The organism is Franconibacter helveticus LMG 23732 (assembly GCF_000463115.2).
Taxonomy (GTDB): domain Bacteria; phylum Pseudomonadota; class Gammaproteobacteria; order Enterobacterales; family Enterobacteriaceae; genus Franconibacter; species Franconibacter helveticus.
Genome location: NZ_AWFX01000009.1, coordinates 127,556 through 150,654, shown reverse-complemented (window position 1 = coordinate 150,654; position 23,099 = coordinate 127,556). Strand labels below are relative to the sequence as shown.

At 55.4% G+C, this 23,099-nt stretch carries 19 protein-coding genes, 1 tRNA gene and 2 other RNA genes; 9 read left to right on the top strand and 13 right to left on the bottom strand.

The window, feature by feature from the left end:
* Nucleotides 1-83: 83 nt before the first annotated feature.
* On the bottom strand, nucleotides 84-707 hold the full coding sequence (gene tdk, locus DW56_RS03770; RefSeq protein WP_024553059.1) for a thymidine kinase: 624 nt from the start codon (nucleotides 705-707) through the stop codon (nucleotides 84-86).
* Between the two features lie 557 nt (nucleotides 708-1,264).
* On the opposite strand from tdk, the gene hns reads away from it, so the two are divergent.
* Nucleotides 1,265-1,675: a histone-like nucleoid-structuring protein H-NS gene (gene hns / locus DW56_RS03765; protein WP_024553058.1), complete on the top strand. Its 411-nt coding sequence runs from the start codon at nucleotides 1,265-1,267 to the stop codon at nucleotides 1,673-1,675.
* Nucleotides 1,676-1,732: 57 nt separating this feature from the next.
* Here the strand turns inward: hns and DW56_RS03760 are convergent, their stop codons facing one another.
* The 5 genes from DW56_RS03760 to DW56_RS03740 all read right to left on the bottom strand — a co-directional run bounded on the left by DW56_RS03760 (nucleotide 1,733) and on the right by DW56_RS03740 (nucleotide 6,600).
* Nucleotides 1,733-2,746, bottom strand: coding sequence for an NAD-dependent epimerase (locus DW56_RS03760; protein WP_024553057.1), 1,014 nt, complete (start codon nucleotides 2,744-2,746; stop codon nucleotides 1,733-1,735).
* A gap of 14 nt (nucleotides 2,747-2,760) precedes the next feature.
* Complete coding sequence (locus DW56_RS03755; protein WP_024553056.1) at nucleotides 2,761-4,101, bottom strand: UDP-glucose dehydrogenase family protein; 1,341 nt, start codon at nucleotides 4,099-4,101, stop codon at nucleotides 2,761-2,763.
* Between the two features lie 22 nt (nucleotides 4,102-4,123).
* Nucleotides 4,124-5,032 (bottom strand): UTP--glucose-1-phosphate uridylyltransferase GalU, encoded by a 909-nt coding sequence (gene galU, locus DW56_RS03750; protein WP_024553055.1) that lies wholly within the window; start codon nucleotides 5,030-5,032, stop codon nucleotides 4,124-4,126.
* 201 nt (nucleotides 5,033-5,233) lie between these two features.
* Nucleotides 5,234-6,247 (bottom strand): two-component system response regulator RssB, encoded by a 1,014-nt coding sequence (gene rssB, locus DW56_RS03745; RefSeq protein ID WP_024553054.1) that lies wholly within the window; start codon nucleotides 6,245-6,247, stop codon nucleotides 5,234-5,236.
* Nucleotides 6,244-6,600, bottom strand: coding sequence for a hypothetical protein (locus tag DW56_RS03740; protein WP_024553053.1), 357 nt, complete (start codon nucleotides 6,598-6,600; stop codon nucleotides 6,244-6,246). The genes rssB and DW56_RS03740 overlap by 4 nt, the downstream gene beginning before the upstream one ends.
* 116 nt (nucleotides 6,601-6,716) lie before the next feature.
* On the opposite strand from DW56_RS03740, the gene DW56_RS03735 reads away from it, so the two are divergent.
* From DW56_RS03735 to DW56_RS04115, 5 genes are all read left to right on the top strand, one after another.
* On the top strand, nucleotides 6,717-7,175 hold the full coding sequence (locus DW56_RS03735; RefSeq protein WP_071789765.1) for a YchJ family protein: 459 nt from the start codon (nucleotides 6,717-6,719) through the stop codon (nucleotides 7,173-7,175).
* A 50-nt stretch (nucleotides 7,176-7,225) separates the two neighbouring features.
* Complete coding sequence (gene purU, locus DW56_RS03730) at nucleotides 7,226-8,068, top strand: formyltetrahydrofolate deformylase (protein ID WP_024553051.1); 843 nt, start codon at nucleotides 7,226-7,228, stop codon at nucleotides 8,066-8,068.
* A gap of 168 nt (nucleotides 8,069-8,236) precedes the next feature.
* A non-coding RNA gene (locus DW56_RS21255) (RtT sRNA) lies at nucleotides 8,237-8,375 on the top strand.
* A gap of 29 nt (nucleotides 8,376-8,404) precedes the next feature.
* Nucleotides 8,405-8,489 (top strand) — tRNA-Tyr (locus tag DW56_RS03725).
* Nucleotides 8,490-8,535: 46 nt separating this feature from the next.
* Nucleotides 8,536-8,667, top strand: a non-coding RNA gene (locus DW56_RS04115) — RtT sRNA.
* 126 nt (nucleotides 8,668-8,793) lie between these two features.
* Here the strand turns inward: DW56_RS04115 and DW56_RS03720 are convergent.
* Nucleotides 8,794-9,240, bottom strand: a complete 447-nt coding sequence (locus DW56_RS03720; RefSeq protein WP_024552355.1) for an Lrp/AsnC family transcriptional regulator — start codon at nucleotides 9,238-9,240, stop codon at nucleotides 8,794-8,796.
* Between the two features lie 104 nt (nucleotides 9,241-9,344).
* On the opposite strand from DW56_RS03720, the gene DW56_RS03715 reads away from it, so the two are divergent.
* Nucleotides 9,345-10,238 (top strand): DMT family transporter, encoded by an 894-nt coding sequence (locus tag DW56_RS03715; protein WP_024552356.1) that lies wholly within the window; start codon nucleotides 9,345-9,347, stop codon nucleotides 10,236-10,238.
* Nucleotides 10,239-10,327: 89 nt separating this feature from the next.
* On the opposite strand, the gene narI is transcribed toward DW56_RS03715, so the two are convergent.
* The 5 genes from narI to DW56_RS03690 form a co-directional block, all read right to left on the bottom strand.
* Entirely contained in the window at nucleotides 10,328-11,005 is a 678-nt protein-coding gene (narI, locus tag DW56_RS03710; RefSeq protein WP_024552357.1) for a respiratory nitrate reductase subunit gamma, read from the bottom strand.
* The gene (gene narJ, locus DW56_RS03705; RefSeq protein ID WP_024552358.1) at nucleotides 11,005-11,712 is read right to left on the bottom strand and encodes a nitrate reductase molybdenum cofactor assembly chaperone; all 708 of its coding nucleotides are present in this window, start codon (nucleotides 11,710-11,712) and stop codon (nucleotides 11,005-11,007) included. Before narJ ends, narI begins: the two co-directional genes overlap by 1 nt.
* Complete coding sequence (gene narH / locus DW56_RS03700) at nucleotides 11,712-13,244, bottom strand: nitrate reductase subunit beta (protein ID WP_024552359.1); 1,533 nt, start codon at nucleotides 13,242-13,244, stop codon at nucleotides 11,712-11,714. Before narH ends, narJ begins: the two co-directional genes overlap by 1 nt.
* Nucleotides 13,241-16,987 (bottom strand): nitrate reductase subunit alpha, encoded by a 3,747-nt coding sequence (locus DW56_RS03695; protein WP_024552360.1) that lies wholly within the window; start codon nucleotides 16,985-16,987, stop codon nucleotides 13,241-13,243. Before DW56_RS03695 ends, narH begins: the two co-directional genes overlap by 4 nt.
* Before the next feature lie 391 nt (nucleotides 16,988-17,378).
* A complete protein-coding gene (locus tag DW56_RS03690) occupies nucleotides 17,379-18,770 on the bottom strand; it encodes a NarK family nitrate/nitrite MFS transporter (RefSeq protein WP_024552361.1) in 1,392 nt (463 codons plus the stop codon).
* A gap of 309 nt (nucleotides 18,771-19,079) precedes the next feature.
* Between DW56_RS03690 and narX the strand changes: the two genes are divergently transcribed.
* Both narX and narL read left to right on the top strand, forming a co-directional pair.
* On the top strand, nucleotides 19,080-20,873 hold the full coding sequence (narX, locus tag DW56_RS03685) for a nitrate/nitrite two-component system sensor histidine kinase NarX (protein WP_029589731.1): 1,794 nt from the start codon (nucleotides 19,080-19,082) through the stop codon (nucleotides 20,871-20,873).
* Nucleotides 20,866-21,516 carry a two-component system response regulator NarL gene (narL, locus tag DW56_RS03680; RefSeq protein WP_024562140.1) on the top strand — a complete coding sequence of 217 codons (651 nt, stop codon included), beginning with the start codon at nucleotides 20,866-20,868 and terminating at the stop codon, nucleotides 21,514-21,516. Before narX ends, narL begins: the two co-directional genes overlap by 8 nt.
* Here narL and DW56_RS03675 read toward each other — a convergent pair.
* The gene (locus tag DW56_RS03675) at nucleotides 21,513-22,928 is read right to left on the bottom strand and encodes a YchO/YchP family invasin (protein ID WP_049294505.1); all 1,416 of its coding nucleotides are present in this window, start codon (nucleotides 22,926-22,928) and stop codon (nucleotides 21,513-21,515) included. The genes narL and DW56_RS03675 overlap by 4 nt on opposite strands.
* Nucleotides 22,929-23,099: the final 171 nt, after the last annotated feature.

Here is a 23,099-nt window from a genome sequence, read left to right as displayed (position 1 = left end):
ATGGCGGGTTTTTTTTTGCTTTGCGGGATGCATGCTCAGTCTGTTTTAAGCCGCCAGAGAGCGTCAGAAACGCTTTTAAATGCTCAGCAACCGCAATGGCTGTTCTGGTGCTGTATCGCCTGTAAAGAGCCTTTAGCCAGCGCTTCTTTATAATGCTTGCGACAAACTGACACATAGCGCTCATTACCGCCGATAACCACCTGCTCGCCTTCGTTGTAAGGCTGCCCGTTTTGATCAAGCCGAAGCACCATGCTTGCCTTGCGCCCACAGAAGCAGATAGTTTTCAGCTCAACCAGCTTATCTGACCATGCCAGTAAATATTGGCTGCCTGTAAAAAGCTCTCCACGGAAATCAGTTCGTAACCCATAACAGAGTACGGGAATATCCAGTTCGTCCACGACATCAGCAAGCTCATGCACCTGCTCACGGGTCAAAAACTGGCTTTCGTCGACCAGGACGCAATGAACCGGCTCACGGGCATGCTCCTTGCTTATTTCGCTAAATAAAGGCGAGCTTTGATTAAAAAGTTTTGCAGGCGATGACAAACCGATGCGTGAACTCACTTTTCCGGCACCGAAGCGATCGTCGATTTCCGCGGTATAGACTACTGTCCGCATCCCTCTTTCCTGGTAGTTATAGGAAGACTGAAGCAAAGCGGTAGATTTACCTGCGTTCATTGCAGAATAGTAAAAATAAAGTTGCGCCATTGGCGGCAAGCTCCACTGTATGAAACGGTATGCGCGCGATTGTATCATATCCTGCGCATGCCGCATGCCCGGCGGCGGTGCGTTAATCATGGCTTACGTTGTTAACGTCAACATGCTTTATATTTACCCGGCCGGTAATAATGCGAATATACCCATATAAGCGAGCCAGTAAATAGCCGCTTTCATTAATAATCTCTCCTGACTAAGCCCTTAACCATACTCATAAAATTACTGAAAAATATAAAATTATTGGCACTGCCGCCAGGTCCGACAACGGTCATGCGAAAGAATGATATTTATACAACCCCACTCCAGTCTGGTTATAAAAAAACGCTTATGTTTTACCTGGTCGCGTCTATAAAAATGCTGTCCGCACCGCAATATGTCCGCTTTTTTTGTACGGTTCTTAAAGGAAGATTTAACTTCGCAATTTTAAATAACGTCCATAATAAGGCGACATTTTGAATTCCTTACATTCTCGCCTATTGCAGAAGTTAAATTAAGGCTCTATTATTACTACAACAAACCACCCCCAATATAAGTTTGAGATTACTACAATGAGCGAAGCACTTAAAATTCTGAACAACATCCGTACTCTTCGTGCGCAGGCAAGAGAATGCACCCTTGAAACGCTTGAGGAAATGCTGGAAAAATTAGAAGTTGTTGTTAATGAGCGCCGTGAAGAAGAAAGCGCTGCTGCCGCTGAAATCGAAGAACGCACTCGTAAATTACAACAATATCGTGAAATGCTGATCGCAGACGGTATCGATCCGAATGAATTGCTGAACAGCATGTCTGCCGCGAAAACCGGCACCAAAGCCAAACGCGCTGCTCGCCCGGCTAAATATAGCTACATCGATGAAAACGGCGAAAGCAAAACCTGGACCGGCCAGGGCCGTACTCCGGCTGTTATCAAAAAAGCGATTGATGAAGGCAAACAGCTGGACGATTTCCTGATTAAAGATTAATCAGACACAATAAAAAAATCCCGCCGCGGCGGGATTTTTTGTTTTTACGGGATTGAATCACCCTGCAACCTGATAAAACGCTTTATACCACTCTACAAAACGCTTAACGCCTTCCTCTACCGAAGTATGCGGTTTGAATCCAATCGCCTCGTACAAGGCGCTGGTATCAGCGCTGGTCTCAAGCACATCGCCTGGCTGGATCGGCAGCATATTTTTCTGCGCTTCTTTCCCCAACGCCTTTTCAAGCGCGGAAATATAATCCATTAACTCTACTGGCGAGCTATTCCCGATATTATAAACGCGGTACGGCGCGGAACTGGTAGCAGGCGAACCCGTCTCCACGGTCCAGGAAGGATCGGCTTGCGGAATAACGTCCTGTAAACGCACTATCGCTTCGGCAATATCATCGATATAAGTAAAATCACGGCGCATCTTGCCATGATTATAAACATCGATGCGCTTACCCTCGACAATCGCTTTCGTGAACTTAAATAACGCCATATCCGGTCGGCCCCATGGCCCGTATACCGTAAAAAAGCGCAACCCGGTAGTCGGCAAACCATAAAGATGCGAATAGGTGTGCGACATCAATTCATTGGCTTTTTTAGTCGCCGCATATAAAGAAACAGGATGGTCAACGCTATCGTCTGTAGAGAACGGCATTTTCCGGTTCAGCCCGTAGACAGAACTGGATGAGGCGTATAATAAATGCTCAACTTTATGATGACGGCAACCTTCCAGCACATTTAAATGCCCTACCAGATTCGCATCGGCATAAGCGTGAGGATTTTCCAGCGAATAACGGACCCCAGCCTGCGCGGCAAGATGAATTACGCGCTGAGGCTTCTCAGCAGCGAATAAATCCGCCATTCCTTCGCGGTCAGCTAAATCCAGTTTTTGAAAACGAAAGTTGGGATGATTTTCAATCAGATTAAGGCGGGCTTGTTTGAGGCTAACGTCATAATAGTCATTCAGGTTATCGATACCGATAACCTGGTGACCGGCTGCCAGCAAACGCTCACTGACATGAAAACCAATAAAGCCTGCTGCGCCGGTAACCAGAAATTTCATACAACCCTCATTAATTATGCAATGTTGATGGATGCTCCACGGCCGATTGCATAATAAACAAAGCCGCGTTTGCTGAGCCTGGCTGGATCATACAGGTTACGGCCATCAAAGATAACCGGCTGTTTAAGGGAATTTTTAATGGTATCGAAGTCCGGCGCGCGGAAGGCTTGCCATTCCGTACAAATGACCAACGCATCGGCGCCATGCAACGCCGCCTCTTTGGTTCCCATCAGACGTAAATCATCACGGTGACCATAGATGCGCTGCGTTTCATCCATGGCTTCCGGATCGTAAGCCTGAACGGTCGCTCCCCGTTTCCAGAGTTCTTCCATCAATACACGGCTTGATGCTTCGCGCATATCATCGGTGTTGGGTTTGAAAGAAAGCCCCCACAGCGCAAAGGTTTTACCGCGCAGGTCTTCGCCGAAGTGACGGCGAATGAACTCCGGCAACTTCTGCTTTTGGTCGTGGTTTACATCTTCCACGGCTTTCAGCAGACGCGGCACATAGCCAATTTGTTCGGAAGTGCGGATTAACGCCTGCACATCTTTAGGGAAGCAGGAGCCGCCGTAGCCGCAGCCAGGATAGATGAAGTGGTAACCGATACGTGAATCAGAACCGATGCCCTGACGCACTTTTTCGATATCCGCGCCTAAACGCTCTGCAAGATTGGAGATTTCATTCATGAAGCTGATTTTAGTCGCCAGCATGCAGTTAGCGGCATATTTAGTCAGCTCCGCGCTGCGGATATCCATCAGGATCATACGATCGTGGTTGCGGTTGAACGGCTCGTAAAGCTCACGCAGCAGTTCCACAACACCGTCGTTATCCGTGCCTACAACAATGCGCTCAGGACGCATGCAGTCAGAGACTGCCGCCCCTTCTTTAAGGAACTCCGGGTTGGACACCACGTCAAAAGGAAAATCGACGCCGCGAGCCTGGAGCGTTTCGCTCATTACCTTGCGAACTTTATCTGCGGTACCCACCGGTACAGTAGATTTATCCAGCACAACCTTATGGCTGGTCATATGTTCCGCGATAGTGCGCGCCACAGCGGTGACGTATTTCAGATCGGCGGAGCCGTCTTCATCCGGCGGCGTACCTACAGCGATAAACTGCATTACGCCATGCTCAACGCCTTCTTTCGCGTTAGTGCTGAAATGCAGACGTCCTTCCTCATAGTTTTTCTTTACGAGCGGAGTAAGGCCCGGCTCGTAAATAGGAATGACGCCTTTTTTCAGGTTTTCGACTTTGTTTTCATCAACGTCGATACACATGACATCATGGCCGACTTCCGCCAGCACTGCGGCCTGCACCAGGCCCACATAGCCAATACCAAAAACGGTTACTTTCATTGCCTTGTCCTGCCTGAATAGGTTACTTCTTATCGCCCACGGTTTCATTCAGCCAGGCTTTAAACTCTTCACCCAGCGTGTTGTGGCGGATACCGTATTCTACAAACGCCTGCATGTAACCGAGCTTGTTGCCGCAGTCGTGGCTTTTGCCTTTCATGTGGTAGGCTTCCACTGTCTCTTTGTCCATCAGCATAGCGATGGAGTCAGTGAGCTGAATTTCATCGCCTGCGCCTGGAGGCGTTTTAGCCAGCAGCGGCCAAATATCTGCGCTGAGCACATAACGGCCCACAACAGCAAGGTTAGACGGAGCAACATTGGCCTTCGGCTTCTCGACGATGCCGACCATCGGCACGCTGTCGCCAGGCTGTAACTCGATGCCTTTGCAATCCACCACGCCGTAAGCGGTTACATCCGCGACTGGCTCAACCATGATCTGGCTGTTGCCGGTCTCGTCGAAGCGTTTAATCATCTCCGCCAGGTTTTCCTGAGAGAGATCGGATTCAAATTCATCCAGAATAACGTCTGGCAGGATAACCGCGACCGGCTCGTCACCCACAACCGGATGCGCGCACATCACAGCGTGACCCAGACCTTTCGCCAGCCCCTGGCGAACCTGCATGATGGTGACATGCGGCGGGCAAATAGACTGAACTTCTTCCAGCAGCTGGCGCTTAACGCGTTTTTCCAGCATCGCTTCAAGTTCAAAACTGGTGTCGAAATGGTTTTCGATAGAGTTTTTTGAGGAGTGAGTGACCAGAACAATCTCAGTAATGCCAGCGGCGATACATTCGTTAACTACGTATTGAATTAACGGCTTATCAACCAGCGGCAGCATTTCTTTAGGAATCGCCTTAGTGGCCGGCAACATCCTGGTCCCTAATCCCGCAACCGGGATTACTGCTTTTCTTACTTTCGAATTAATGGCAGCCATTGAATATTCTCCTGGACTGTTCAAGTTTCACACTTGTTCGTCAATTAAAAACGCGTTCGAGTATATCAGCATAGATTTGTATTAAGCGGCTGAATACGCGGTGCCCCGGCACTTTAGGACTAATACGAAGAAAACCAACGTGATATTAGCACTGGCGAAGAGCGGGCAGATAAAGCTATCTCGCTTTATCTCGCCGAATGCTCATTCCGCAGACAACATCAGCCTTAAACGGCCGCCAGCGCCCCAAATCTGGCATTGCCAGGATTCGCAACGCTGACTAATTTGATTTAGATAAGTATTGCCCAGAGTGCCCAAAGGCACACCATTACTTACCTGAATTTGGTGGTCGCCCGTATTTAACGTCGCGTTAAGACCCGCAGAAACTAAAATAAGATTTTTTAATCCGCTGTGATAATAGCCGACCATTAACGGGAATTGGCCTACCAGATTTGCCTGGCGTAACAATTGATTTACTTGCTTAAGTAAATTCCCAAGCTCAGGTAAACGCTGACGCTGTTGCGAGAGTTGTTCTTGCAACAAGCCATTAAAAAGCGCGCGTAAGAGTAACGCTGCGAGCACGCCGTTATCGCCAGCGCGCGTGACATCAAGGCAATAAAACGCGAGGTCCTGCTCTGAAAGCGGCGCGATATCCAGCACCAGCCCCGGCTCGTCGGCAGAGACAAGCTGGCGGTAATTGATGCGGCAATGCGACATCATTTGCTGAACCGGCGGTTGCAACTCTTGCAACAGCTTTGCAGCCGCCTGCGGGTTGTTGACCAGGGCGTCCCAGTCCTGGAACAAACGCTCTTCTTCCTCAACGCGCGAATTGAACATGTTGGGGTAAAGGCAGGCGAAAACGGTTTCACGCAGGCGATTTAAATCTTTTACAGGCTTTAACAGCACATCCTGCACGCCAAGACGCAGCGCTTTGGCGATATCGGCCATATTTTCCGTAGCAGAAATCACCAGAACAGGCGTCTGGTCTCCTTCATTGCGGATATGCTCCACCAGTTGGAGCCCATTCATACGCGGCATCTCCAGATCGCAAATCAAGAGATCCGGCGCTCGCAAAGCGATTTTTTCCAGCGCTTCTACGCCATCCCAGGCAGCAGTGGTTTCAGCCCCCATTCCAGTGAGCCAGGCGTTAAGCATTGAGCGGAAAACAGGTTCGTCTTCAACGATAAGAATGTGTTTTCCGGCTAAGGGTTGCGTCATCTTCTTCCCCCTGACAAATGACAACTCAATAGTGGCATGTTCCAGCGACTGATGCCTGTCAGAATCGCCTGAAGAATGTCCGTTTTGGGGGAACTCTGTTTACATTGCGTCCAGTAAAAAGCGCCATCAAAGATAAAAGTCCGTAAATCAGGACAGAATTTGCTTGGAATAAAAACCACATTATCAATATATTCTTTACGAAAGTGCCAGGCTGCGTGTATCGCCGTGGTGATCCCAGGGACCCCGGCCATGGATAGCGATCTAAAAAAACCTAAATTTACGACGATGTCCAGCAGGGCGTTAATAATGTTGCGTTTTTCTCTTCTCGCCAGCCCGTCTGTTTGATGTTTCATTACGCCTCAATTGACTTCCCCGGTATTACATCCCGTGGCGTCATCGCCACTGCTCGGTTAACATAATGCCGCCATGGCGTCGCAACGCCGTTACCTGTTTATGTAAAGGAGCAACTTTGTCGCAACTTTGTCCATGTGGCAGCGCACAGGAGTATAGCCTATGTTGCCAGCCTTATCTGTCTGGCGGCAAGGCGGCTCCGGTTCCGTCACTTCTCATGCGGTCGCGCTATTGCGCTTTTGTGATGAAAGACGCGAATTACCTCATCAATACCTGGCACCCGGATTGCCAGGCGGGCAGCTTTCGGGCCGAGATAGAGGCAGGGTTCGCACATACCCAGTGGCTGGGTCTGACGATTTATGAAGAAGCGCCAGGCCGGAATGATGATGAAGGCTTCGTCAGTTTTGTGGCGCGCTATAGCGAGCAAGGTAAATCCGGCGCTATTATCGAACGTTCGCGGTTCTTAAAGGAACAAGGGCGCTGGTATTACATTGACGGCACGCGTCCGGCACTGGGTCGTAATGACCCCTGCCCCTGCGGCTCCGGCAAAAAATTCAAAAAGTGTTGCGGCCAGTAACCGCTTTTGACAACACTGAATGGCAAACACTCAACAGGATCTCCCCTGCAATGCAAGCATTACAACGTAAAGTACTCCGTACGATTTGTCCCGATCAGAAGGGCCTGATCGCGCGTATCACTAATATTTGCTACAAACACGAACTGAATATTGTGCAAAACAATGAGTTTGTGGATCACCGCACCGGTCGCTTTTTTATGCGCACCGAGCTTGAAGGAATTTTTAACGATGCAACGCTGCTGGCGGATCTCGACAGCGCGTTGCCTGAAGGGTCGGTGCGTGAACTGAACCCGGCAGGACGCCGCCGCATCGTTATTCTGGTCACCAAGGAAGCGCACTGCCTGGGCGATTTGTTGATGAAAGCCAATTACGGCGGTCTGGATGTTGATATCGCCGCGGTTATCGGCAACCACGAAACGTTGCGTACTCTGGTGGAGCGCTTCGATATTCCGTTCCAGTTGGTCAGCCATGAAGGGTTAACGCGTGAAGAGCACGACAAACTGATGGCGCAGGCGATTGAAAGCTACGAGCCGGATTATGTTGTGCTGGCCAAATATATGCGCGTGTTGACGCCGGACTTCGTTGCCCGCTTCCCGAACAAGATTATTAATATTCACCATTCATTTTTGCCCGCCTTTATTGGCGCGCGTCCCTATCATCAGGCCTATGAGCGCGGCGTGAAGATAATCGGGGCGACGGCGCATTACGTTAACGATAACCTTGATGAAGGCCCGATCATCATGCAGGACGTCATTCATGTCGATCACAACTATACCGCTGAAGACATGATGCGCGCCGGTCGCGACGTAGAGAAAAACGTGCTGAGCCGCGCGCTCTATCAGGTGCTGGCGCAACGCGTATTCGTTTACGGCAACCGCACGATTATTCTGTAAAGCCGGTAAAATGAATTGCTTAGCTTTACAGCGTTACGTGTAAAAAGTACGCAAACGATACGTTTTCCTTAACGCAAGGCTTTACAGGGGCGTTTCATTTGATATGATGCGCCCCGCTTCCCGGTAAGGAAGCAGGCCAGTAAATGCGTTACCCTGTGATAGGGTTCCCGAGCGTACATAAGGGAGCTGACTGCAAATCTGCCGTCATCGACTTGAAGGTTCGACTCGAACGCAGTGAGAGAACGTTGCCGAAGGCAACGGCCCGAAGGGTGAGGAGCGCAGCTCCGAATAATCCTTCTTCTCAAAAGGCGATGTTTATAATATGTTTTACCCCGTGGTGGGGTTCCCGAGCGGCCAAAGGGAGCAGACTGTAAATCTGCCGTCATCGACTTCGAAGGTTCGAATCCTTCCCCCACCACCATCCCTCTTATATCGACCATCCCTTACCTGTTTACGCCAGCTTTGCACAGAAATTCTGCGCGGGAAGGATGAGAAGCTTCGACTAAGGTTCGGGTCTCGCTTTAGCGAGACAACGTTGCCTCTGGCAACGGCCCGCAGGGTGAGGAGCGCAGCGACGAATAATCCTTCCCCCACCACCACCTCTTCAGATTAAACTCCCCGTTACCAGAAATATTTTCTTCCATATCGCGTATACGCAGGAAGGATGTGAAGCTTTTTTCCTCTTAAATATCCCTGCCTGCATTTCTGAAAAGCCCACGGCGCGCTCAAAGCGGCGGCAGCCTTCTTTTTACCGGTGAACTCTTCACAATTGACGTATTGGATTGCGCGTAATCCGCCAGCCCATCAAGCAGTTCATCAAGCTGGCCGATAGAGCGAAACGCAAGGCGCATCACAAAGCAATCTTCTCCGGTCACTTTGTCACACTCGATACATTCCGGCATCGCCTGAATCATCTTCTCTACTTTATGCAGCATGCCGGGTAACGGCTTAATGCGCACCAGCGCCTGCATCTCATACCCTACAGCCGGCAGGTTAATCTGCGCGCTATAACCCTGAATAACGCCCCGCTCCTCAAGTCGCCGGATACGCTCCGCCGTGCTGGGCGAGGAAAGCCCTATTTTGCCGCTGAGCACTTTTAGCGACAACCTGGCATCATGGGAAAGAAAAGCCAGAATCTGCCTGTCGATGTTATCGAATAAGGAATTATCCATAGAAACCTCATATATAAAGGCAAAAATAGTAAATCACCTTCTTCATACTATATTAAGCGTTGCCGGAAAAGCTGAGAATAACGCCTGCACAAAGGAGAGTTATCATGCGCAACGAAAACAAAACCGGCGTCTGGCAAATGTCCGCCGCCATGCTTATCTCGGGCTCCATCGGCGTTTTTGTTTTGCTGAGCGGCCAACCGGTTACCGATGTCGTCTTCTGGCGCTGTCTGGTTGGCGCTGTCACCCTTTTTACCTTTGCACGCCTTAGCGGCAACAGGCTGCCTCCTCTTACGCGCAAAGTCATCTTTATCGCCGCGCTGGGCGGCGTGGCGCTGGTGCTCAACTGGCTGCTGCTTTTCGCTGCTTACTCCCGGCTTTCCATTGGTCTCGCCACGCTGGTTTACAATACGCAGCCGTTGATGCTGGTGCTGATGAGCATGCTGTTTCTGGGGGAGGAAGTGACCCGGGCGAAGTGGTTCTGGCTGCTGGCCGCGTTTGGCGGCATGGGGCTGGTGCTGTCGAGTCAGTTTACCGGCGCGCATAATGACGCGTGGCTGTTGGGCGTCGCGATGGCGCTCGGCGCAGCATTCTTTTATGCGCTGACCGCTTTAATTACCCGTCGGCTGAAAGGCGTACCGCCCCAGCAAATTGCGCTGGTGCAGGTTTGTGTGGGCGTGGTGATGCTCCTGCCGGCAGCGCATTTTTCTCTGTCGCCGACGCCGTTGCAGTGGGGCATTCTCGTGTTGCTTGGCGTAGTCCATACCGGCGTAATGTATCAACTTCTTTACAGCGCAATCCAAAAGCTGCCGACGCCCCTGACAGGCTCGCTGTCATTTATCTATCCGCTGGTGGCTATTGCAGCCGACCAGGCGGTATTCGGACATAGCCTGTCGTTGCTCCAGCTGGCAGGCGGCGCGCTTATTTTACTGGCGGCGGCGGGTAATAACCTCGGATGGGGCGAAAAAACGCAGCCGTCAGCCGCGGCAACGCCTCGTTGACGCCGTTTCTTCTTAAGAAAGAAGGGCATGTGGCGCTCCCTCGCCAATAAAAAACCCGGCCGGAGCCGGGTTTAGCAATGATTCACGACTCAGCGGCGCGCGCGCACCACCTGATACTTACGCGTTAAATATTCCACCGGCGCGCTCCAGACATGCACCAGTCGGGTGAACGGGAAGAGCAGGAACAGCGTCATGCCAAGCACCAGGTGCAGGCGGAAAATAAACGCCACGCCGTCAAGCTGCTCCGCCGCGCCGCTGCGGAAGGTCACCACATGCTGCGCCCAACCCACCAGCTTCATCATCTCTGAACCATCCATATGCTGTGCCGAGAACGGAATGGTAATCAGCCCCAGCGTACACTGAATCATCAGCAAGCTCAGGATGAGAATATCCGCCGTGGTGGAAGTAGCGCGGATACGCGGGTTGAACAAACGGCGCTTCAGCAGCAGCAAACCGCCCACCAGCGTCAGCACGCCGCATACGCCGCCTGCGAACATCGCCAGTTGCTGTTTCACGGCCACCGGTAAAAACCACTCGTACATCCAGTGCGGCGTCAGCATGCCGAACAGGTGACCAAAGAAGATCCCCAGAATGCCGATGTGAAACAGGTTAGACGCCAGGTTCATCCCCTTACGATCAAGCATCTGGCTGGAGGCCGCGCGCCAGGTATATTGTCCATAGTCGTAGCGCAGCCAGCTCCCCACCAGAAACACTGTTCCCGCTATGTAGGGGTAGATACTGAAGAAGAACATATTCAGGAAGTGCATTATTGCTGTCCTCCGGTAGAGATAGTCAGATACTGCGGGGCGACGGCCCCGGCGAAGCGGCGCTGGTGAGCGCTGATGGCGTCTTCGCCACAGCTTTTATCGGCGAAAAACTTCACCTGCTCTTCTTCCCAGACGGCATCCAGCGCCTGCGGCGTATCGTCCCGCGCTTCGCCCGCCAGTTGCGCCTGCACTTTTTGCTCATCCACGCGGCTTTGCGCAAGGTTTAACAGCAGGTCGAAAATTAATGCATAACGGCTTTCGCGCTGCTTAAGACGGGCGCCGAGCAAGGCCAGAATCGGCGCGATATCCTGCAAGCCGCCCACCGCTTCGGCGTGCGGCAACTGGGCGAGATATTCCAGATAAAGCGGCAGGTGATCCGGCAATTCACGGCTGTTCAGCTCAAGCCCTGCGCGCTCGTACTGCGCCAGCAGATCCACCATCGCCTGGCCGCGATCGCGGGATTCGCCATGCACATGCTCAAACAACAGCAGCGAGGTGGCGCGCCCGCGGTCAAACAGCTCGCTGTAGCTTGCCTGGGCATCCAGCAGATCCTGGTTAAGCAAGTCGCGGATAAAGACGCCCAGCTGGTGGGCATCCTTCAGCGACAAATGCTCGGCTTCAGCCAGCGCGTCGAACAGCTCTTGCTGATGCTGCCAGAGCGCAGCGTCAGGGTATTCCAGCAAACGCGAGAGAATAAGCAATTCCATTACAGATGCTCCCCTTTCACGGTCACGTCGACGGCGTCGATGCGGCGGCTGTTGAACAGGTTGAACTTGCTGTCCGAGCCGTGACAACCGTCGCCGAAGCTAAAGCCGCAGCCGTTGCGCTCCGGGAAAGCGTCGCGCGCCAGTTCACGGTGGCTTGAAGGAATAACGAAGCGATCTTCGTAGTTGGCGATAGCCAGGTAACGATACATTTCCTGCGCCTGCGCCTCAGTCAGCCCCACTTCTTCCAGCGCGCGGATGTCATTTACGCCATCCACCGTTTCAGCGCGCTTGTAGTGACGCATCGCCAGCATGCGTTTAAGCGCCAGCAGCACCGGCTGGGTGTCGCCTGCGGTAAGCAGGTTCGCCAGATACTGCACCGGAATGCGCAGGCTCTCTACATCCGGGAGAATGCCGTTGCGGCCCAGTTCGCCCGCGTCAGCGGCAGACTGGATAGGCGACAGCGGCGGCACATACCAGACCATCGGCAGCGTGCGGTATTCCGGGTGCAGCGGCAGCGCCAGCTTCCAGTCCATCGCCAGTTTCCAGACCGGCGACTGCTGGGCGGCGTCGATAACGCTCTGCGGCACGCCATCTTTCAGCGCCTGCTCAATCACTTTCGGATCGTTCGGATCGAGGAACACATCCAGCTGACGCTGATAAAGATCGGTCTCATGCTCGGTGCTCGCCGCCTGTTCAATGGCGTCCGCGTCATAAAGCAGCACGCCGAGGTAGCGAATACGGCCCACGCACGTTTCAGAACACACCGTCGGCATGCCTGCTTCAATACGCGGATAGCAGAAAATGCATTTCTCAGATTTACCGCTTTTCCAGTTGAAGTAGATTTTTTTGTACGGACAGCCGGTTACGCACATACGCCAGCCGCGGCATTTGTCCTGGTCAATCAGCACAATGCCGTCTTCTTCACGCTTGTAAATCGCGCCACTCGGGCAGGTCGCCACGCACGCCGGGTTCAGGCAGTGTTCGCACAGGCGCGGCAGGTACATCATGAAGGTATTTTCAAACTGCCCGTACATCGCCTTCTGCATGTTGTCGAAGTTTTTATCCTGCGAGCGTTTTTCAAATTCGCCGCCCAGGATCTCTTCCCAGTTCGGGCCTGCTTCGACTTTATTCATCCGCTGGCCGGTAATTTTAGAGCGCGGGCGCGCTATCGGCTGATGTTTGCCTTCCGGCGCGTTATGAAGGTGCTGATAGTCGAAGTCGAACGGCTCATAATAATCGTCAATGCCCGGCAGATGCGGGTTGGCGAAAATTTTCCCCAGCAGCATGCCGCGCCCGCCCATGCGGGGTTGCAGCTTGCCGTTAATTTTGCGCACCCAGCCGCCCTTCCATTTCTCCTGGTTTTCCCAGTCGCTAGGGAAGCCGACGCCCGGCTTGCTTTCGACATTATTAAACCAGGCGTATTCCATCCCTTCGCGGCTGGTCCAGACGTTTTTACAGGTCACCGAACAGGTGTGACAGCCGATGCACTTATCAAGGTTCAGCACCATGCCGACTTGTGAACGAATTTTCATTTTACGCTCTCCTGTTTCTGGTCGTTGCCTTCGCCGTCCAACCAGTCAATGTTCTTCATCTTACGAACCACTACAAACTCATCGCGGTTAGAACCCACGGTGCCGTAGTAGTTAAAGCCGTAGGCCAGTTGCGCATAGCCGCCGATCATATGGGTCGGTTTCGGGCTGATGCGGGTGACCGAGTTATGAATGCCGCCACGCTGGCCGGTGATTTCCGAACCCGGAATATTCACGATGCGCTCCTGGGCGTGATACATCATGGTCATCCCCGCCGGTACGCGTTGGCTTACCACCGCACGGGCGGTCAGCGCGCCGTTGGCGTTAAACACTTCAATCCAGTCGTTATCCGCAATGCCGAGATCTTTCGCGTCGTCTTCGCTCATCCAGACAATCGGGCCGCCGCGCGACAGCGTCAGCATCAGCAGGTTGTCGCTGTAGGTGGAGTGAATGCCCCATTTCTGGTGCGGCGTCAGGAAGTTCAGCGCCTTCTCCGGGTTGCCGTTGGACTTCTGGCCCATTACCGCTTTCACCGAGCGGGTGTCGATGGGCGGACGGTAAACCAGCAGGCTTTCGCCGAAATCACGCATCCACTGGTGATCCTGATAAAGCTGCTGACGGCCAGAGAGCGTACGCCAGGGGATCAGCTCGTGAACGTTGGTATAACCGGCGTTATAAGAGACATGTTCATCTTCAAGCCCGGACCAGGTGGGGCTGGAGATAATTTTGCGCGGCTGCGCCTGAATATCGCGGAAGCGGATTTTCTCCTCTTCTTTATTCAGCGCCAGGTGCGTGTGGTCGCGTCCGGTAAATTCGCTGAGCGCCGCCCAGGCTTTAACCGCCACCTGACCGTTGGTTTCCGGCGCCAGCGTCAGGATCATCTCAGCGGCGTCAATCGCCGTGTTCAGCATCGGCTGGCCTTTGGCCGGCCCTTCCGCTTTGGTGTAGTTAAGCTTGCGCAGCAGATCCATTTCACTCTGGGTATTCCAGGCGATACCCTTGCCGCCGTTGCCGATTTTATCGAGCAGCGGCCCAATAGAGGTGAAGCGCTCATAAGTCGCCGGGTAATCACGCTCGACGGCGATAATATGCGGCGCGGTTTTTCCCGGGATCAGCTCGCACTCGCCTTTCTTCCAGTCTTTAACGTCCAGCGGCTGCGCCAGCTCGGCGTTTGAGTCGTGCTGAATCGGCAGGGTGACCACGTCGGTCTCTTTACCCAGATGGCCCACGCAGACTTCAGAGAATTTCTTCGCGATGCCCTTGTAGATTTCCCAGTCGCTTTTCGACTCCCATGCCGGGTCCACGGCGGCGGAAAGCGGATGAATAAACGGATGCATATCCGAGGTATTCATGTCGTCTTTCTCATACCAGGTGGCGGTCGGCAGCACGATATCGGAATAGAGACAGGTGCTGGAGAGACGGAAATCCAGCGTCACCACCAGGTCCAGCTTGCCGTCAAGGCCGTTATCCTGCCACTCGATCTCTTCCGGCTTCACGCCGCCCTGCTGCCCCAGGTCTTTCCCTTGAATGCCGTTCTCGGTGCCGAGCAGATATTTGAGCATATACTCATGCCCTTTACCGGAAGAGCCGAGCAGGTTGGAGCGCCAGACGAACAGGTTGCGCGGGTGGTTTTTACCGTTTTCCGGCTCCTCTGCTGCGAAGCGGATATCGCCCGACTTCAGCGCATTCACGGTGTAATCCACCGGGCTCATGCCCGCTTTGTCAGCCGCCGCTTTAATGCGCAGCGGGTTAACGCCAAGCTGCGGCGCGGAAGGCAGCCAGCCCATGCGCTCGGCGCGCACGTTAAAGTCAATCAGATGACCGCTGTAGCGGGATTTATCCGCCAGCGGCGACAGCAGATCTTCCGCCGTCAGGGATTCATAGCGCCACTGGCTGGAGTGGTTATAGAAGAAGGAGGTGCTGTTCATGTGGCGCGGCGGACGGTTCCAGTCCAGCGCGAACGCCAGCGGCTGCCAGCCGGTCTGCGGACGCAGCTTCTCCTGGCCTACATAGTGCGCCCAGCCGCCGCCGCTCTGGCCGATGCAGCCGCAGAAAATAAGCATATTGATAAGCCCACGGTAGTTCATATCCATGTGATACCAGTGGTTCAGACCCGCCCCGACGATAATCATGGAGCGGCCGTGGGTTTTATCGGCGTTATCGGCAAACTCGCGGGCGGTGCGGATAATCTGCGCGCGCGGCACGCCGGTGATCTGCTCAGCCCAGGCGGGTGAATAGGCTTTGACGTCGTCGTAGCTGGCGGCGCAGTTAGCGTCGTTCAGCCCGCGGTCGAGGCCATAGTTGGCAAGCGTCAAATCGTAAACGGTGGCGACCAGCGCCTGGCTGCCGTCGGCAAGCGTAATGCGCTTCACCGGCAGTTTGTGCAGCAGGATATTTTCCAGCTTCACATTCTTGAAATGCTCGCTGCTTTCGCCGCCAAAGTACGGGAAGCCCACCTCGGCAATCTCGTCCTGATGGCCCAGCAGCGACAAACGCAGCTCGGTTTCTTCGCCGGTGGCGCCGTCGCGCTGTTCCAGGTTCCACTTGCCTTTTTCGCCCCAGCGAAAGCCGATAGATCCGTTCGGCGCTGTCAGGTCGCCGTTGCGGTTGTCGTAAGCGACGGTTTTCCACTCAGGATTATTTTCCTGGCCCAGCGCGTCCACCAGGTCGGCGGCGCGCAGCATGCGGCCCGCCGCATAGTAGCCGTCGCGCTCTTCCAGCATCACCAGCATCGGCATATCGGTGTAGCGGCGCACGTAGTCGGTAAAATACTGGCTTGGCTTGTCGAGATGGAACTCTTTGAGCATCACATGGCCCATCGCCAGCGCCATGGCGCTGTCGGTGCCCTGCTTCGGCGCCAGCCACAGGTCGCACAGCTTGGCGATTTCGGCGTAGTCCGGTGTTACCGCAACGGTTTTGGTGCCTTTGTAGCGCACTTCGGTAAAGAAGTGGGCATCCGGCGTACGGGTCTGCGGAACGTTAGAGCCCCACGCGATAATGTAGCTGGAGTTATACCAGTCGGCGGATTCGGGTACGTCGGTCTGTTCGCCCCAGGTCATGGGCGACGCAGGCGGCAGGTCGCAATACCAGTCATAGAAGCTCAGGCAGGTGCCGCCAATCAGCGAGAGGTAACGTGCCCCGGAGGCATAAGAGACCATCGACATCGCCGGGATCGGCGAGAAGCCCGCGATACGGTCCGGGCCGAAAGTTTTAGCGGTATACACGTTCGCCGCCGCGATAAGCTCATTCACTTCCTGCCAGGAGGAGCGAACAAAGCCGCCGCGCCCGCGCGCCTGTTTGTAGCTTTTCGCTTTTTCGCTGTCTTCGATAATGGAAGCCCAGGCGTTGACCGGGTCGCTATGGCGCGCTTTGGCTTCACGCCAGAGTTTGATCAGGCGTTTGCGCATCAGCGGGTATTTCAGGCGGTTAGCGCTGTAAAGATACCAGGAATAGCTGGCGCCGCGCGGGCAGCCGCGAGGCTCGTGGTTCGGCATATCCGGGCGGGTGCGCGGATAGTCGGTCTGCTGGGTTTCCCAGGTCACCAGGCCGTTTTTGACATAAATTTTCCAGCTACAGGAGCCGGTGCAGTTCACGCCGTGCGTCGAGCGCACAATTTTATCGTGCTGCCAGCGCTGGCGGTAACTCTCTTCCCAGTCACGATTGGTTTTAAGAAGCTGGCCGTGCCCATCGGCAAAGGTGTCGCCCTTCTGTTTGAAGTAGCGAAACCGGTCCAGAAATTTGCTCATCAGCGTTTCTCCTGTAGAGAGCCTTAAGGCCCTTCTGGTAAATCGACATTGCTGCAATGGCGGCACGGTAACGCCGCGCTAAGTTAGCGGAATTGATAACGATCAAGCGGGAGGGGAAGGTTAAGGCGTGCGAAATTCGGCGCTACCACCAAAGTGGCAATTACTGGAAATAACTATCATGTTGTTTATAAAAGGATTTCCTGAAAATGTCATCGCCATATACCGTTTTCCAGCCACGGCGGGGTATTTGGTGGTATATCCCCTACCCGCTGCGATGCACTTCACATAAGGTCGCTGTCTGTAACGCGTTTCTTTTTAGTATGTTGTAACTAAATAGCACTAAAAAAAGGCGCGACCGAAGCCGCGCAAAGGATAACCAAAAGGTTAACTTTTAGCGTGACGACTTACGACCATAAATGGCCCAGGTCACCACAACGCATACCACATAAAACACAAAGAAGACTTTCATCGCGCCCGCTGGCGAGCCGGTCAGCGCCAGCGAGGTGCCGAACGCTTTCGGGATAAAGAAACCGCCGATAGCGCCAATGGCGGAGATGAACCCAAGCGCCGCCGCCGTGTCGGTTGCCGCTTCGCGCAGCGCCTGTTCCTCGGTACCGCCCTGCGCTTTCACGCGGTCCATGGTTAGCTTGCGGAAAATAACCGAGATCATCTGGAAAGTAGAGCCGCTGCCAAGCCCTGCGGTCAAAAAGAGCAGCAGGAAGACGCCGAAGAAGGCGATGAAATTGCCGCCTTCGCCACCCGCAGGCAGCGTAAGAAACAGCAGCGCGCTGAAGACCGCCATCAGAATAAAGTTCACAAGCGTTACCCGCGTTCCCCCAAGACGGTCGGAAATCGCCCCGCCCGCCGAACGGGCAAGCGCGCCTACCAGCGGCCCGAAGAAGGCGAAGTGCATGATGTCCACTTGGGGAAACTGGGTTTTCGAGAGCATAGCGAAGCCCGCGGAAAAGCCGATAAAAGAGCCGAAGGTCGCCAGGTAAAGCAAGCTCATGATCCACAAATGACCGCGCTTGAGTACCGGCAGCTGTTCACGCAACGAGGCTTTAGACGTAGCGAGATCGTTCATGCCGAACCAGGCCGCCACGGTGAAAATCGCAAGCGGCGCCACCCAGACCCACGCCGCGTTTTCCAGATACAGCATTGTGCCGTTATCCTGCTGGACGCCCGTGCCGCCAAATACCGCAAACATAGAGAGCGAAACCGCAAGCGGCGCCACCAGCTGCATTACGCTTACGCCAAGGTTACCCAGACCGCCGTTAATACCCAGCGCCCCGCCCTGCTTTTGCTTTGGAAAGAAAAAGCTGATGTTAGCCATGCTGGAAGCGAAGTTAGCCCCTGCGAAGCCGCACAGCAGCGCGATAATAATAAACGTGCTGAAGGGCGTGGTCGGATCCTGCACCACAAAGCCGAGCCACAGGCAGGGAATAATCAAAATACCGGTGCTGAACGCCGTCCAGCGGCGGCCGCCGAAAACCGGCACCATAAACGCATACGGTACGCGCAGCAGCGCGCCGGAAACTGAAGGCAGCGCCGTCAACATAAAGAGCTGGTCGGTTGTAAACTGAAAGCCGACTTTGTTCAGGTTCACCGCGACGGCGCTGAACAGCATCCAGACGCAAAACGCGAGCAGCAGGCAAGGCACAGAAATCCAGAGATTGCGACGCGCCGTGCGATGCCCCTGGCGTTCCCAGAATGTGCTGTCCTCGGGCCGCCAGTCGGTTAACAACGCGCCGGAAGCCCGTTCCGGGACGGAAGAGTGACTCATAGACACCTCAAATGTTGGGGATAAACTCCCCGCCACCTTAGGCGTTAGCGCGTCGCGTAAGTTGATGTAAATCAATGGATATTCACGCCGTAAATCGATAAAAAATTAACCATGCCCCTAAGTGAGTAGCCTGAACAGGCAAAAAAAGTGTGGTTTTTCACTCCGCTGCGCTTCCCCTGTTCCGACCTGCCCCTTTTCCTCCGGCTCATGGCAATAAAGGAGTAATCCCTTAGAGGTATGGGTATACTCCGGGGGATACCAGACAATAGTTTCCCTGTCGTATTTATCGCCATTCAGGACGCTTCGCGCATGCTAAAACGCCTCTTTTCTCCGCTTACCCTGGTCAATCAGCTGGCGCTGATTGTCTTTCTGCTCGCCGGGCTTGGCGTAGCGGGCATGGGCGTTGCAGGCTGGCTGGCGCAGGGCATTCAGGGCAATGCGCACGCCATTAACAAAGCAGGCTCCCTGCGTATGCAAAGTTACCGGCTGCTTGCCAGCGTGCCGCTGGATGCGGACGACGCGCCGCTGCTCGACGAAATGGCGCGTACCGCCTGGAGCCCGGAGCTTGAGCGCGCCGCCGCGCGCGACGGCCAGCAGCCGCAGTTGCGGGCAATTCAGGCCTACTGGCGCGGCGATCTCTCCCCCGCCTTGCGCGCGGCCTCTGCGCCGCAGGAAGTGAACGCTGCCGTCGGGCAGTTCGTCAGCCAGATAGACCGCCTTGTCACTGCCTTCGATCACACAACCGAGCTGCGTATTGAGCGAGTGGTCTGGCTCCAGCGCGCCATGGCGCTGCTGACCGGGCTACTGCTGGTTTTCACCCTGATTTGGCTGCGAAAACGGCTGTTGCGCCCCTGGCGCGCGCTGCTGTCGATGGCGCAGGCGGCTGGCCAGCGCGATTTCACCCAGCGCGTGCAAATCACCGGGCGCGACGAAATGGCGACGCTTGGCCAGGCGCTCAACAGCATGTCGGCGGAGCTTGCGGAAAGCTACGCGGTGCTGGAGGCGCGCGTAAAAGAAAAAACCGCCGGGCTTGAGCATAAAAACCAGATCCTCGCGTTTCTCTGGCAGGCGAACCGCCGCCTTCACTCCAGCGCGCCGCTGTGCGAAAGACTGGCGCCGGTGCTTAACGATCTGCAACAGCTCACCCTGCTGCATGACATCGCGCTGCGGGTTTATGAAGTGGATGACGAGGAGCACTACCAGGAGTTTCTCTGGCAGCCGGACGAGCGCTGTGCGGAAAAAGGCTGCACGCTGTGCCCGCGCCGCGAGCCAGCGGGCGAAACGCAAACGACCCTGAAGTGGCGCCTTGCAGACAGCCATACCCAGTACGGCCTGCTGCTGGCGAAGCTGCCGCCGGGCTGCCATTTAAGCCACGACCAGCAACAGATGATTGATACGCTCACCGAGCAGCTTACCGCTACGCTCGCACTGGAACGCCAGCAGGAACGCAAACAGCAGCTGATGTTGCTGGAAGAGCGCGCCGCCATCGCGCGCGAGCTTCATGATTCTATCGCCCAGTCGCTCTCCTGCATGAAGATGCAGGTAAGCTGTCTGCAAATGCAGGGCGACGCGCTGCCCGAGGCGAGCCGCGATCTTCTCAGCCAGATCCGCAATGAACTCAACACCTCCTGGCGCCAGCTTCGCGAGCTGCTGACCACGTTTCGTCTTAAGCTTACCGAACCGGGCCTGAAGGCGGCGCTGGAGGCAAGCTGTCAGGAGTTTAGCGCGCGTCTTGGCTTCCCGGTTGAGCTTGACTACCAGTTGCCGCCGCGTCTTGTGCCTTCACATCAGGCCATTCACCTGGTGCAGATTGCCCGTGAAGCGCTCAATAACGCCTTCAAGCACGCCGGGGCCAGCGCGCTGACCGTCATCGTCGCGTTGCAGGGCAAGCAGGTGCGCCTGGCGGTGAAAGACAACGGCTGCGGTCTGCCCGACAACGCCGAGCGCAGCAACCACTATGGCCTGATTATTATGCGTGACCGCGCGCAGAGTTTGCGCGGTGACTGTCAGATCCGGCGGCGGGAGACAGGCGGCACCGAAGTGGTGGTGACCTTTATTCCCGATGCGCCCCTTTTATCTGTACAAGGAGAACTCCATGAGTAACCCGGAACCCGCCACCATCCTGCTGATTGACGATCATCCCATGCTGCGCACCGGCGTTAAGCAACTTATCAGCATGGCGCCAGGCATTACGGTTGTCGGCGAAGCCGGCAACGGCGAACAGGGTATCGACATGGCCGAGGCGTTAGATCCGGACCTTATCCTGCTCGATCTCAACATGCCCGGCATGAATGGTCTGGAAACGCTGGACAAGCTGCGTGAAAAAGCCCTTTCCGGCCGCGTGGTCGTCTTTAGCGTTTCGAATCATGAAGAGGACGTGGTGACGGCGCTCAAGCGCGGCGCGGATGGCTACCTGCTGAAAGACATGGAGCCGGAAGAGCTGCTGCGGGCGTTACAGCAAGCGGCGGCAGGCGAAATGGTGCTGAGCGAAGCGCTCACGCCGGTGCTGGCGGCGAGCCTGCGCGCAAGCCGCGCCACCTCCGAGCGCGACGTGTCGCAGCTTACGCCGCGCGAGCGCGATATCTTAAAACTCATCGCCCAGGGGCTGCCTAATAAGATGATCGCCCGCAAGCTTGATATCACCGAAAGCACGGTGAAAGTGCATGTGAAGCACCTGCTGAAAAAGATGAAGCTTAAATCGCGCGTGGAAGCGGCAGTCTGGGTGCATCAGGAACGCGTGTTCTAATTTTCCGGCAGCAAATTGTAGCGCGGGTCGTCCTGCGGCAGCGCCTGCACCGGCTCGGTCAGGCGCAGGGTTATCCAGTTAGAGGTCACACGCTGGCCGCGCTCATCCTCCACCGTGACTGAAAGCCGCCAGCTATTGCTGGCGCCGGGCGTGCTGTCCCAGGCGGGCATGATAATACTCCAGCCGTCGGCGCTGCGGCCGTTCAGCGGCGGCGTCAGACTCAACGCCTGGGTATCTCCCTGCCAGGAGAGCTGGCGGATCCCGTGCAGGCTGCGCACCTGCAACTTCAGCGCCACCGTCTCGCCGGGGTTCAGGTCCCACGGCGGCGTGGCGAGAAAAACAGAAAGCGTTTTACGCTGGCGAAACTCCACCACTGGCGCGCCGCTGCGCTCCACCCGGTCGTAACGGCTGCCGCGCAGCGAACTGGTGGTCGCCACTTCCGCCGCCGAAAGCTGCTTGCCGAGCGGCACGCCAAAACGGTAATTCACCCGCAGCCCCAGGTTGTTCTGGCTCTCGCCGCTCTCTCCCTGCTTGTGCTGCGCGCTGACGGTCACGAGGGGCACCGGCGTGTAACTCAACCCGACTTTTACCGCCACCGGGTTGTGGTAACCGGTGCCGCTGTCGAAAAGATCGACCCGGTCGCCGAAGTATTGCTCAAGGCTAAGGCTGGTATTGATGTGCCGGTAAAAAGGCAGCCAGGCCTGCGCCGTCACGTCATAACCTCTTGCCAGCCGCTGTTCCTGCGTTTCGCTTTCGCCCTCGCGCCAGCCGCTGAGCGGCTGATAATAATTGGCCGAAAGCCGCAGGTACTCGCCCCAGGCTTCGGCGCCGAAACCGGCGCGCTGGAGGTTCTCTTCCAGCAGGCTGTCATAAAAGGTGTTGTAGCCAAGCAACCAGTCGCCCGCCACCCAGCGCTGGCCGACGCCGGCGTTGCCCACCAGGCCGTCGCTGCGCTCGCTTACGCCAAGCTGCGTCCACGTCAGGTAGCGGTTGTTGTCCTGCCAGGGGGTAAAGAGCGAACCGCTGCTGCCGTTGAAGTTGCCGTGCTCGTCCACCAGTAAGTCAATGTTGGCGGTGCCGAGCGGCGAAAGCAGCGATTCTGCCTCGCTGGTCACCTGCTCGCTGATGGCGTCGCGCAGACGGGTAAAAGCGAACTGCCGCGCCTGCTGGCCGGGCGCCAGATCGCTTTCGGTCTGGCTCGCCTCGCCAAACGCTTTGGCGACGGTGGCGATATGGCGCGCCGTGGCGTCGCCTTCCGGCGCCATGCCAAGGTCGGGCAGATTATCCGCGTTATTATCGAAGGGGTTTTGCGCTTTTTGCATATAGCCTGATGGCGCACCGACAGCCCCGCCCCCGGAGAGGAGCGCAAGCAACACAACAGATGAGACAGCAGATTGACGTAACAACAGCATAACGACAGGCGGCGACAGCTCTCAGACCGGATAACCGGGAAAATAAAACATCGGCACAGTATAACATACCGCTCCCGCGCGCTAAGCGCCCTCACCCGTTCGCACCAGAAAGCGGGCGGTTAAAGCGCGATTTCAGGATTATCCTCAGGCGTTTTTAACCTCCTGCGCTAC

Coding starts and splice junctions, on each gene's coding strand:
- tdk (WP_024553059.1), bottom strand. CDS start 707: ATGGCGCAACTTTATTTTTACTATTCTGCAATGAACGCAGGTAAATCT.
- hns (WP_024553058.1), top strand. CDS start 1,265: ATGAGCGAAGCACTTAAAATTCTGAACAACATCCGTACTCTTCGTGCG.
- DW56_RS03760 (WP_024553057.1), bottom strand. CDS start 2,746: ATGAAATTTCTGGTTACCGGCGCAGCAGGCTTTATTGGTTTTCATGTC.
- DW56_RS03755 (WP_024553056.1), bottom strand. CDS start 4,101: ATGAAAGTAACCGTTTTTGGTATTGGCTATGTGGGCCTGGTGCAGGCC.
- galU (WP_024553055.1), bottom strand. CDS start 5,032: ATGGCTGCCATTAATTCGAAAGTAAGAAAAGCAGTAATCCCGGTTGCG.
- rssB (WP_024553054.1), bottom strand. CDS start 6,247: ATGACGCAACCCTTAGCCGGAAAACACATTCTTATCGTTGAAGACGAA.
- DW56_RS03740 (WP_024553053.1), bottom strand. CDS start 6,600: ATGAAACATCAAACAGACGGGCTGGCGAGAAGAGAAAAACGCAACATT.
- purU (WP_024553051.1), top strand. CDS start 7,226: ATGCAAGCATTACAACGTAAAGTACTCCGTACGATTTGTCCCGATCAG.
- DW56_RS03720 (WP_024552355.1), bottom strand. CDS start 9,240: ATGGATAATTCCTTATTCGATAACATCGACAGGCAGATTCTGGCTTTT.
- DW56_RS03715 (WP_024552356.1), top strand. CDS start 9,345: ATGCGCAACGAAAACAAAACCGGCGTCTGGCAAATGTCCGCCGCCATG.
- narI (WP_024552357.1), bottom strand. CDS start 11,005: ATGCACTTCCTGAATATGTTCTTCTTCAGTATCTACCCCTACATAGCG.
- narJ (WP_024552358.1), bottom strand. CDS start 11,712: ATGGAATTGCTTATTCTCTCGCGTTTGCTGGAATACCCTGACGCTGCG.
- narH (WP_024552359.1), bottom strand. CDS start 13,244: ATGAAAATTCGTTCACAAGTCGGCATGGTGCTGAACCTTGATAAGTGC.
- DW56_RS03695 (WP_024552360.1), bottom strand. CDS start 16,987: ATGAGCAAATTTCTGGACCGGTTTCGCTACTTCAAACAGAAGGGCGAC.
- DW56_RS03690 (WP_024552361.1), bottom strand. CDS start 18,770: ATGAGTCACTCTTCCGTCCCGGAACGGGCTTCCGGCGCGTTGTTAACC.
- narX (WP_029589731.1), top strand. CDS start 19,080: ATGCTAAAACGCCTCTTTTCTCCGCTTACCCTGGTCAATCAGCTGGCG.
- narL (WP_024562140.1), top strand. CDS start 20,866: ATGAGTAACCCGGAACCCGCCACCATCCTGCTGATTGACGATCATCCC.
- DW56_RS03675 (WP_049294505.1), bottom strand. CDS start 22,928: ATGCTGTTGTTACGTCAATCTGCTGTCTCATCTGTTGTGTTGCTTGCG.